The sequence below is a fragment of the Bradyrhizobium sp. NAS80.1 genome (assembly GCF_001908205.1).
In the GTDB taxonomy this organism is placed as follows: Bacteria; Pseudomonadota; Alphaproteobacteria; order Rhizobiales; family Xanthobacteraceae; genus Bradyrhizobium.
In genome coordinates this window covers 1-11,562 of record NZ_LGHL01000151.1, presented here as the reverse complement: position 1 = coordinate 11,562, position 11,562 = coordinate 1, and the positions used below count along the sequence as shown (strand labels likewise).

9 protein-coding genes are annotated in these 11,562 nt (G+C 62.9%); 7 read left to right on the top strand and 2 right to left on the bottom strand.

Annotation, left to right across the window (positions count from 1 at the left end):
* Positions 1-178 precede the first annotated feature (178 nt).
* The gene (locus tag AC629_RS31150; protein WP_084808664.1) at positions 179-748 is read right to left on the bottom strand and encodes a c-type cytochrome; all 570 of its coding nucleotides are present in this window, start codon (positions 746-748) and stop codon (positions 179-181) included.
* A gap of 188 nt (positions 749-936) precedes the next feature.
* Positions 937-2,211 (bottom strand): PQQ-dependent sugar dehydrogenase, encoded by a 1,275-nt coding sequence (locus tag AC629_RS31145; protein ID WP_210419132.1) that lies wholly within the window; start codon positions 2,209-2,211, stop codon positions 937-939.
* Positions 2,212-2,435: 224 nt separating this feature from the next.
* Here AC629_RS31145 and AC629_RS31140 point away from each other — a divergent pair, with 224 nt between their 5' ends.
* The 7 genes from AC629_RS31140 to AC629_RS31110 all read left to right on the top strand — a co-directional run bounded on the left by AC629_RS31140 (position 2,436) and on the right by AC629_RS31110 (position 11,438).
* On the top strand, positions 2,436-3,680 hold the full coding sequence (locus AC629_RS31140) for an MFS transporter (protein WP_084808663.1): 1,245 nt from the start codon (positions 2,436-2,438) through the stop codon (positions 3,678-3,680).
* 185 nt (positions 3,681-3,865) lie between these two features.
* Complete coding sequence (locus tag AC629_RS31135) at positions 3,866-5,059, top strand: M20/M25/M40 family metallo-hydrolase (RefSeq protein WP_084808667.1); 1,194 nt, start codon at positions 3,866-3,868, stop codon at positions 5,057-5,059.
* Between the two features lie 263 nt (positions 5,060-5,322).
* Positions 5,323-5,685, top strand: coding sequence for an Ig-like domain-containing protein (locus AC629_RS45780; protein ID WP_143199575.1), 363 nt, complete (start codon positions 5,323-5,325; stop codon positions 5,683-5,685).
* 249 nt (positions 5,686-5,934) lie between these two features.
* On the top strand, positions 5,935-7,803 hold the full coding sequence (locus AC629_RS31130) for an ABC transporter ATP-binding protein (RefSeq protein ID WP_210419131.1): 1,869 nt from the start codon (positions 5,935-5,937) through the stop codon (positions 7,801-7,803).
* Positions 7,804-7,837: 34 nt separating this feature from the next.
* Complete coding sequence (locus AC629_RS31125; protein WP_084808662.1) at positions 7,838-8,839, top strand: phospholipase D-like domain-containing protein; 1,002 nt, start codon at positions 7,838-7,840, stop codon at positions 8,837-8,839.
* Between the two features lie 258 nt (positions 8,840-9,097).
* Entirely contained in the window at positions 9,098-10,186 is a 1,089-nt protein-coding gene (locus AC629_RS31115; RefSeq protein WP_084808660.1) for a mandelate racemase/muconate lactonizing enzyme family protein, read from the top strand.
* Between the two features lie 103 nt (positions 10,187-10,289).
* The gene (locus tag AC629_RS31110) at positions 10,290-11,438 is read left to right on the top strand and encodes an amidohydrolase (protein WP_084808665.1); all 1,149 of its coding nucleotides are present in this window, start codon (positions 10,290-10,292) and stop codon (positions 11,436-11,438) included.
* The last annotated feature ends 124 nt before the right edge of the window (positions 11,439-11,562 follow it).

The following is an 11,562-nucleotide window of genomic DNA, read 5'->3' as shown; positions in this document are numbered from 1 at the left end:
CCCTGACCGCTCTCCTGCCGCCCTAACATCCGCTGCTCCCGCAAATGCCGCCTCAAACCAACGGAATCACGGTTCGCGAGTCGCCTCAACCGGAGTTTTGCAACACAATCGAGGGTAAAGCGGACATCGCCATCACCCGCGCGCGGATTATGAGTACACGCCCTGGCCCGCCCCGATGTCAGCGGTAATGGGCGATATAGTGAGCAAGGTCGGCGACCTGCTCCTTGCTGACCGTCTGCATCACATCGGCCATGGTGGCATCATAGCCGTGGCGGGTATTGTCCTTGTACTCGACGAGAGTCTTGGCGAGATAATCTTCGCGCTGGTTGGCGATGCGCGGCACGTTCTCCTTCCCGGAGTAATCTGTATTGTGGCAGGTGTTGCAACGGTTCTGCTTCGCCAACGCCTCTCCGCGCGCCATCCGCGTTGCATCCGCGGCATCAGCCGGCGCCGCCGGCTTCGGCAGTATGGCGATGAAATCGGAGAAGGTGCGCAGATCGTCGTCCGTCAGCGACTTCACCATCTCGTTCATCGGCTCGAAGACGCGCAGCTTCTCGCGGAACATGAAGAGCTGGATCAGCGCGTAAGGCGCCTGCTGACCGCCGAGCGATGGTGTGTTCCCGGTCTCCGACGTGCCACGCTCGCCGTGACAGGCCAGGCATGGCGCCGCTCGCTCCTGGATGGTCTCTGCGCTTGCAGAGAATGCAATCGAGGCAAGCGCCAGAGCGACGATCGTGGTTTTTTGCATTGGCCCCTTCCGGTAGATTCCGTCATTGCGAGCCAACGGGTCCGCGCAAAGCGCGGCCCGATGACAGGCTCCGCGAAGCAATCCATAGCGCCCTCGCGGAGATATGGATTGCTTCGTCGCGGAGCCTGTCATCCGGCCCGCCAGAGGCGGGACCGGGTGGCTCCTCGCAATGACGGTGTGGTTATGACTTACTGCGCCACGACCTTCTGCTTGCCGTAGGTGATGCGGTAGACCGCACCGTTCCAGTCGTCGGAGACGAGCAGAGAGCCGTCCTTCATCAGCATCACGTCGACGGGACGGCCGACATACTTGTTGTCCTCGAGGAAGCCGGTCAGGAACGGCTCCATCGATTTCACAGTGCCGTCCTTGTTCAGCTTGACGACAACGACGTCACCACCCTGCTTCTGCGACTTGTTCCAGGAGCCGTGGCGCGCGACGAAGATCGCGTTCTTGTAGGATGTCGGGAACATGTTGCCGGTGTAGAAGCGCATGCCGAGCGCCGCCGTGTGCGGGCCCATCAGGCCGACCGGGGCGGTATAGTCCTTGCAGTTCTTGCCCCAGCCGAGCTCCTGGTCGATGATGTTGCCCTGGTAGCAGAACGGCGCGCCGAAATCCTCACCAGCCTTGGTGACGCGGTTGAGCTCGTCCTCCGGTACCGTCTCCGATAGCCAGTCGCGACCGTTGTCGGTGAAGTAGAGCTGCTTCGTCTCGGGATTCCAGTCGAAGCCGACCGTGTTGCGCACGCCGAGCGCGTAGACCTCGGCGCCGGAGCCGTCGAGATTCATGCGGCGGATCTGGCCGTGATCTGCGTCGTGCAGCACGTTGTTGCCGGGTTGACCGACCGGGACGTAGAGCTTGTTGTCGGGACCGATCGCGATGAACTTCCAGCCATGCGCCTCGTCCTTGGGCAGCTTGTCGTAGATGACGGTCAGCTTCGGCGGGTTGTCCAGATTGTCCTCGATCTTGTCGATCTTGGAGACCTTCGAGAGTTCGGCAATGTAGAGCGTGCCGTCCTTGAAGGCGACGCCGTTTGGACGATAGAGGCCGGAAGCAATCACCTTGACTGAACGTTTGCCGTCCTTGTTGACGATGGCATAGACCTTGTCGACGAGGCGGCTGCCCACGAACACCGTGCCCTTGTCGCTCTGCGCGAGCGAGCGTGCATTCGCCATGCCGGAGGCATAGACCTCGACGTTGAATCCTTGGGGCACCTTGAGCTTGGCGAGCGGCAATTTATCGGCTGCGGCCGGGAGCGGCGGCGGCGCGACGGGGGCGAGCTTGGCCGCCGCCTCGCTATCGGGACGCCCGATCAAGGGGGAGCCGGGAGGAAGCGGTTGAGCCGCAGGTGCGGCGCCGGCGGCGGGTGGACTGGCGGGCTGCTGCGCCGCGGCGGAAAGCGTGAATGCACCGAAGAAAGCGCCGGCCAGCAACAGGCTGCGCGACGCAGACGAATAACGCATCATGGTGTTCTCCCCAAAGCGGAAGCCGTCTTCCAGATGCTGGCGCATCTCGCGGCTTTTCCGATTTACAGTCTCCGGATTTGCCCGAACAAAAGCAATCGGAAACCACGCCGCAGACCTCTGCCACCACGTCTGGTCGCCCCTGCACGAACACGCCCCCTCCCGCCATTGGCACGCCTCCCCCAATCGTGTAACCCGGCCGAAACCCTTGCCGGGACAGGACGCTGATGACTGCGGTTGCCACGGATGAAGCGGGAGTTGGCACCCGCGCGCTGATTTTTGCATTGCTCGCACTCGCTTGCGGACACATGCTCTCGACATTGCTGCGCACAATCCCGGCGGTCAGCCTCGATCTGATGGCGGCGGATTTCCATATGGAGCCGCAGGCGCTGGCGAGCCTCACCTCGGTCTATCCTTTCGCCTTTGCCGCCGCGCAGATTCCGGTCGGCGCGGCGATGGACCGGTTCGGCGTGCGCCCGGTGTCGCTCAGCCTGCTCGCGGGAACCGTGGTCGGCGCCATCGCCTCGGGCTTTGCGACCGGGCCCGAAAGCTTCGCGGTCGGGCAGGTGCTGCTCGGCGTTGCCACCTCGGGCATGCTGATGTGCCCGATGACGCTGGCCGCCAAGCAATTGTCGGCAGCGCGGTTCGGCCTGTGGTCGGGCGCGATCCTCTCGATCGGCAATATCGGCATGCTGCTGTCGTCGAGCCCGCTCGCCTTCGTGGTCGATCATTACGGCTGGCGCGCCGGGTTCTGGATCTCGGCGCTCGGCGGCGTCCTCGTCGCGCTTGCCGTGTTCATGCTGGTGCCGAACCAGCCGGCCGAGCACAAGGATGATTCCTCACCGCTATCGCAGATGATCGAGGTGTTGCGGCTCGGCTTCTCGCGTCCGCTGCGCGGCCTGATCGCGCTTGCGCTGGTGTCGCTTGCGACCTCGCTGGTGCTGCGCGGCCTGTGGGGCGGGCCGTGGCTGATGCAAGTCAAGGGATTGTCCCGGGTCGAGGCCGGCAACCAGCTCGGCCTGTTCACGCTGGCGATGATCGCCGGCCCCCTGTGCATCGGCATGATCGACCGCAGGGTCGGCCGCCGCCGCGAGCTAGTGGCCGGCACGCACCTCGTCGGAGGGCTGCTGCTCGCGTTGATGGCGCTCGGCGCGCCACACTATGCGGTCTCCGTGCTGCTCGGCGTTCCCGTGATGCCGCCGCAATACGACCTCGTGCTGTTCATCCTCATCGGTCTTGCGACCTCCGCCCAGCCGCTGCTGTTCGGCATGTCCCGGCAGCTCGTCGACGCGCAAACGACCGGCAAGGCGCTCGCGGCGATCAACCTCGCCTTCTTCCTCGGCGCGGCGCTGATGCAGTCGGTCACCGGCGCGGTCGCGGCGCTGGCCGGGCTGCCGGCAGTGCTGCTGTTCATGGCCGCAGCGCTTGTCGTGGGCACGCTGGTCTTCCTGGCTTACACACGGACCGTCTAACTTTGTAGGATGGGTAGAGCGCAGCGAAACCCATCATCGGCGTGTGTTGGGTCGATGGGTTTCGCTTCGCTCTACCCATCCTACAAGCTGGCTGGCTTACACACGGACTGTCTGAGCCCCTTGCACAACGGCGCGCCGCAGGAGATGCTGAGGCGCAACGTATACCGGGGGGAATGAAGAAGTCCATGCCTGTCGACACAAAAGCCGCCACCGATCGCCTCATGCGCTTCCTCGCCGTCGAGGGAGTGACCGGACAGGAGGCGGCGATCGGGCGTGAACTCATTGCTGCGCTGAAGGAAAGCGGCGTGCCGGCGAAGGCGATCCGGCTCGACGACGCCAACACCCGCATTCCCGTGCCGACCGAGACGGGCAACCTCATCGTCGACCTGCCCGGCCGCGGCGCTCTGCATAACCAGAAGCGGATCATGTTCATGACCCACATGGACACCGTGCCGCTCTGCGCCGGCGCCAGGCCGAAGAAGTCGGGGCGCAAGATCGTCAACGAGGCCAAGACCGCGCTCGGCGGCGACAACCGCTGCGGCTGCGGCGTGCTGGTGACGCTGGCCGCCGAGCTCGAAAAGCAGAAGCTCGATCATCCGCCGATCACGCTGCTGTTCTGCGTGCGCGAGGAAAGCGGGCTCTACGGCGCACGCCACGTCAAGCTGGAGGAGCTCGGATCGCCGGCGATGGCCTTCAACTATGACGGCGGCTCGGCCTCCAACGTCGTCATCGGCGCCGTCGGCGCGGATCGCTGGAACGTCGAGATCTTCGGCCGCGCCTCGCATGCCGGCGTCGCGCCTGAGCGCGGCATCTCGTCGACCATGATCATGGCGCTGGCGCTTGCCGAAGTGAAGGCCGGCGGCTGGTTCGGCAAGGTGGTGAAGGGCAAGCGGCAGGGCACCAGCAATGTCGGTCCCGTCACCGGCGGCGAGGGCCGCCCCGCGGGCGATGCCACCAATGTCGTCACCGACTACGTGCATGTGCGCGGCGAAAGCCGCAGCCACGGCGGCAAGTTCTTCAAGGAGATCACGAAGGCCTATAAGGCCGCGTTCGAGAAGGCGGCCAAGCGCGTGACGAACGCGCAAGGCAAATCCGGCCGCGTCAAATTCAAGGCCGAGACCGACTATTATCCGTTCCGCATGAAGGAGAGCCTGCCCGTCGTCAAACGCGCGATCGAGGCGGTGTCCGCGGTCGGCGGCACCCCGAACGTCCGCGCCGCCAATGGCGGCCTGGATGCGAACTGGATGGTCCGCCACGGCATTCCGACCGTGACCTTCGGCGCCGGGCAGAACGAGGCGCACACGATCGACGAGTGGATCAATCTCGACGAATACGACCGCGCCTGCGCGCTGGCGCTGCAGCTCGCAACGATGCGGTAGGCCGTCCACAGCGCGCAGTCGGTAGCAACCATTAAACGGCGGCTATGCTTGCGTCAGGCAGGCAACGCCTCTCCGTGCTCGACCAATCGAACAAGACGCCGGCATCTATTTGCAGCGACCGAAAGGACAAAATCGCGGCTTCGGCTGAAATTGCATAGCGAGCAGAGCGGATTGGAATATTTCTCCGAGGGCCGGCGACCGTGTGGTGGTTCGGCCGGACCTTGGTGGAGTATGCAGAGACACATTTGACTCGAGCGTGTTCAGTGCTGGTTGCAGCTACGTTGTGCCTGGTAGCTGCAACGGCGACCGCGCTTGCCCAAAATGTTCCTCAGTGCGTCGTGTCAGGATCACCACCGGCGGGCTGGGGCTTTAACTCAATAGGCTATATCGAGATCCCTTCCGGCAGTGGTTGCCTGCTCACCGTCAATATAAACGGCGCAATACAGACTTCTGGCGTTTCACAGAATCCGGCACACGGCACCTTGCAACAACTCGATGCATCCTCTTTTCTCTACACCTCGCAAGCTGGATACAGCGGCGGCGATAGTTTTTCCATTCAGGCGACCGGCATGAGTCAGACAGGTTCCGGCTCGACAGTCATCACGATCAACGCGACGCTACAATAGCGTCGCTTGGACGCGCCTCGCGCTGGCCTGCCCCCTCGGCCAATTGTCGTGCCAGGTTAGTGAATTGACTTGATCACCGCCCGCCACGAGCGCGACGTGTTTTTCTCCGCGCGACCTGCGACGGGAACGAGCAGCCTTTTTGTCGGGGCCGAGACCGCTCGTGGTCACCTTTTCTGGTTTGTCGGTTTTTGCATAGCGGCGCAGGTTCGTTACGCGCATGATCGTGCGAAGTTGGAGGCCGTAACCGACATGTTGCTGAAGGCGATTGCCACCGCCATCGTTTCGGGCGCCGCCGTGGCGCTCAAGAAGCCGCACGAGGGAAAAAAGCTCACCTCGATGGTTCTGGGGTTGCTCAGGCCGTATCGGAGCTGGCTCCTCATCGTTTTCGCCGCCATGCTGATTGAGGTTGCAACGAGCCTGGCGGCGCCCTGGCCGCTAAAGCTGGTCCTCGATGACGCCCTGGGACGGCACCGATTGCCGGACTGGCTGGCCTGGGCGCACGATTATGGGCTCGAACAACACACCGCAGGCGTCGCGCTGTTTGCCGGCGTCGCAACCCTGCTCATCGCCCTCGTTGGCGCGATCGCGACCTACATCGACAACTACTACACCACCAGCGTCGGCCAATGGGTTGCCAACGATTTGCGCGTCCAGATCTACTCGCATCTGCATCGTCTTTCGCTGCGCTACTATGACAACGTCAAGACCGGGACCCTGATGTCCACGATCACCAGCGATGTCGCAACCATCCAGAATTTCGCATCGTCCTCGACCCTCGATATCGTCGTCGACCTGATCACGATCCTGTTTATGCTGGGATTGATGTTCTATCTGGATTGGGATTTCACGCTGATCGCTGTCGCACTTGTGCCGTTTCTGCTGGTGTTTCTCTTTCACTTCAAGAAAGCTGTGAAGGACGTGACGCGAACCGTGCGTGCCCGGCAGAGCGAGATTGTCGCCGTCGTACAGCAGGGACTTGGATCGGTCCGTGCGGTAAAGGCATTTGGCCGGCAGGACCTCGAGATAGCGCACCTGGAGGCCGCAAGCCACGCCACCGTGGAAGCTGCGCTGAAGGCGCGCCAGATCAAATCCCTGATGTCGCCGACGGTGAGCGTTGTCGTTGCGATCTGCACCGGCATCGTCCTTTGGAGGGGAACGTCCTTGATCGTTGCGGGCACATTGACGGCCGGAGCGTTGACCGTCTACCTCGCTTACCTCGCCAAATTCTTCAAACCGGTAAAAGACCTGGCGAGCATGACCAGCACGATCGCGCAGACGACCGTTGCGCTGGAGCGGATTCAAACGATTTTGTCGGCTGACGATGTCATTACCGACCCTGTGGACGGCGTCGATCCCGGACGGGTCAAGGGCGCCATCAGCTTCGATAAGGTCACCTTCGGATATGACGACGCCCCGATACTGCGAGAAGTAAGCTTCGACATAGAGCCCGGTCAGGTCGTAGGTCTCGTCGGCCCCACCGGCTCCGGCAAATCGACCGTCCTTAGTCTGCTGCCGCGGTTCTACGAGGCGAGCAGCGGGCGGGTGCTGATAGATGGCCTGGACGTTTCTTCATACAAGCTCGCGACCCTGCGCGCGCAGGTTGGCTTCGTGCTTCAGGAGACAGTGTTGTTTCGTGGAACGATCCGCGAGAACATCGCCTATGGTTGCCCAGGCGCCACCGAGGAACAGATCATCGCCGCGGCGAAAGTCGCCAACGCTCATGATTTCATCAGCGCCATGCCGCATGGCTACGATTCGATGGTAGGCGAGCGAGGCGACACATTGTCGGGCGGCCAGCGGCAACGTATCGGCATCGCCCGCGCAGTTGTCCGCAACAGCCCCATCATGATTCTCGATGAGCCCACGGCCGCGCTCGACACGGAATCGGAACACCTCGTCATCGACGCATTGCGTCAACTCATGAAGGGACGCACGGTCATCATGATCGCCCATCGCCTCAGCACGATCGCCAATGCCGACAAGATCGTCGTGCTGAAAGATGGCGTCGTGGTCGAACAGGGTTCGAACGACGAGTTGCTCGCCCTGGACGGGGTTTACGCCGAACTTCATCGCATCCAATACGACATTTCGAACCAGGCTTCCGCGAAAGCCGTCTAGTGACCGCACCGTTTCGGTCCGGAGATTCAGAAACATGTCGCACAGCCTCATCGTGCTTCCCGACGATACCGTCAACTCGATTCTCGATCCGATCAATGCGGCCAAGCGCTCGCTCAATATCCGGATGTTCCTGTTCACCGACCCGACGCTGCTGAAGGCGGTGATCGCGGCGAAACAGCGTGGCGTCCACGTTCGCGTCATGCTGAATCCGGCCCGCCGCGACGGCCAGAGCGAGAACGAAAGCGCGCGCAAACAGTTAACCGACGGTGACATCGAGGTTCGGGACAGCAGTCCCGATTTCGCCATTACTCACCAGAAATCGATGGTGATCGATGACGAGCTGGGCTTCGTCGAATCCTTGAATTGGGAAACGCGCGACCTGACCGAAACGCGCGATTACGCGGTTGTCACGACCAAAAAGATCGAAGTGTCAGAGATGGTGAATTGCTTCGAGGCCGATTGGGCACACCAGGAGTTCCATCCCAGTGCGGGGTCTGAGTTGATCTGGTGCCCGAACAACGGGCGCGAACGCATCGCGCGCTTTATCGACTCCGCCAAGGAGACGCTCTGGATCCAGAACGAGCGCTATCAGGATACGGTGATCATCGAACGGCTGGTCCGAGCCATAAAGCGTGGCGTGCAAGTTCATATCATGGCTCGACCGGCCCATAAACTAAAGAAGAACAAACTCATCGAGGGAATCGGCGGTCTTCGGATCATGCATGACGTCGGGGCTAAGATTCACAAGCTGAAAGACCTGAAGTTGCATGGCAAGATGCTGCTGGCCGATGAGGAGCGGGCGATCGTCGGATCGATCAACCTCACACCAGGCAGCTTTGACGACAGGCGTGAGCTGGCCGTCGAAACTGATTCCAATCATGTTATTAAACGGCTGGTCGAGACGACGCGACACGACTGGAAGCATTCAAAAAGACTCGATCTTTCCGATGCGGGTATTCTTGCGGACTTCGAAAAGCACGGCACCAAGGGCGCTGATTTGCTTGCCCTCGACCCCTCGGAAAAACACCAGGACTAGAGCCAATTCATTCCGATGGAATCGGAAGGGGGCTCTAGATTCTTGTTTTGACGCGTTTTCTTTACGCGAACCGGTATCCACTTCGCTCGAAAACGCTCTAATAATTAGCTCGTTGGTTGACGGATGCTTGCGTGCGAAACCCATGACCCCCGCGCGTGAATTGATTGGTTTCGCTGCGCTTGCCCATCGTTGAACCACGAGGAGGTTGCCTGGCGGCGCCTGCCGGCCTAGCCTGCAAGAAAAACGCAGGAAGGAAACATGGCACGCATCGCAGAGATCGAGACCGGACTCTACCGGATCCCCCTTCCCGTCACGCTCTCCGACAGCACCCATGGCGAGATCGCCGCATTCGAGCTGATCACCTGCCGCATCCGCGATGCCGATGGTGCCGAAGGCGTCGGCTACACTTACACCGTGGGCCGCAATGGCGGCGCTGTCGCCGACATCCTCAGCCGCGAGATTCCGGCGCTGGTCGAGGGCCGCGAGGCCGACGACACGGAGGCGCTCTGGCATCACGTCTGGTGGGCCCTGCACTATGGCGGACGCGGCGGACCGACGGTGCTGGCGCTCTCGGCGCTCGACATCGCGCTGTGGGACCTGAAGGCGCGGCGCGCCGGGCTGCCGCTGTTCCGCCTGCTCGGCGGCTTCGATGCGCGCGTCCCTTGCTACGCCGGCGGCATCGATCTCGATCTCTCGGTCGAAGCCCTGCTCAAGCAGACCGACGGCAATCTCGCCAAAGGCTTTCGCGCCATCAAGATGAAGGTCGGCCGGCCCGATCTCAAATCCGATGTCGCACGCGTCTCTGCGATGCGAAAGCATCTCGGCGACGGTTTTCCGCTGATGGCGGACGCCAACATGAAGTGGACGGTCGAGGAAGCCATCCGCGCCGCCCGCGCCTTCGTTCCGTTCGACCTCACCTGGCTCGAAGAACCGATCATCCCCGACGACGTCTCCGGCCACGCCCGCATCATGCAAGCCGGCGGCGTGCCGATCGCGGCGGGTGAGAATTTGCGCTCGCTGTGGGAATTCAAGAACTACATCGTCACCGGGGCGGTATCCTATCCCGAGCCTGACGTGACCAATTGCGGCGGCGTCAGTGCCTTCATGAAGATCGCGCGGCTGGCGGAAGCCTTCAACCTGCCCGTGACCAGCCACGGCGCCCACGACATCACTGTGCACCTGCTCGCGGCCTGCCCGAACCGCTCCTACCTCGAGGCCCACGGCTTCGGGCTGGACAAATACATCGAGCATCCGCTGGTGCTTCAGGAAGGGATGGCCGTGGCGCCAGACCGTCCGGGCCATGGCATCGGCTTCGACTGGAAGGGGCTGGCGAAGCTCTCGCCGTAGGCGGCGGACTTTCCTGCACGCGAGGCATTCGCTGCGGCTTGATGCACCGGCCAGATAATCGGCTATGGTGGCGGCAGCCGACGCCTTGCGAGAGACGCCCGCCTTGACACCCGAGCTGCACCAGAAACTGACCGCGTGGCGCCAGCACCTTCACGCGCACCCGGAGCTGTCGCTTCAGGAGAAGGCCACCGCAGCCTTCGTGCAGGAGAAGCTCGCCGAGCTCGGCATTCCCTTCGAGGCCGGCATCGGCGGCCACGGCATCGTCGCGACCTTGACGCGCGGGCACGCGCGGAGCCGCGTCGGCTTGCGCGCCGACATGGATGCGCTGCCGATCACCGAGGATACGGGGCTGGCCTACGCCTCGAAGACTCCCGGGGTGATGCATGCCTGCGGGCACGACGGCCACACCACATCGCTGCTCGGCGCCGCGGCGCTGCTCGTTGCCGACACGAGCTGGAGCGGCACCGTCGATTTCATCTTCCAGCCGGCGGAGGAAGGTTATGGCGGCTCGCGCGCGATGGTCGCCGCCGGGCTGTTCGACCGATTTCCGATGGAGCGGGTGTTCGGCTTCCACAACTGGCCGGGCCTCGAGGCGGGCACCATCGCGGTCCACGACAGCGTCGTCATGGCTGCCGGAGGTCGGGTAACACTGACGATCGAGGGCCATGCCGGCCACGCCGGCCTGCCGCATCTTTCGCGCGATCCCGTAATGGCCGCCGGCCATTTGATCGTTGCCCTGCAGTCGATCGTGGCGCGCAACGTCGATCCGCTCGATACGGCCGTGCTCTCGCTGTGCATGATCCGGGGCGGCACCGCGCCGAACCAGATCGCCGGACAGGTCGAGATCAAGGGCACGCTGCGCACCAACCGCATGCCGGTGCGGGATGCCATCGTCGACAGGATCGAGCAGATCTGCGCCGGCGTCGCGACAAGCTTTGACGTCAGGGTCACGCCGACATTCGTCCACGGCGTCGGACCGGTCATCAACACCCCCGACGAAGCGGACATCGCGCGCATCGCCGCGCAGAAGGTGCAAGCCCGCCTGCGCGGCGATCTCCCGCCGAGCATGGCCAGCGAAGACTTCGCCTACTTCCTGCAGCAGCGGCCGGGCGCCTTCGTCTGGATCGGCAATGGCGAATTGCGCGAGGGCGCGGAGCTGCACGGCCCGCGCTACGATTTCAACGACGCGATCCTTCCTGTCGCATCCGGCTGGATGGCCGAGGTCGCCAAGACGGCACTGGCATCGAACTAGCTAGCACTACTTTGGCAGAACTTGTTTGTGCAGCGACTTTTCAAGGATTTGTCTTCTGCAGTACGGGCACCGCTGAGCCCGCGGCCGCAGGATGAGATCGACGATGGCGTGACGTACTGCGGGC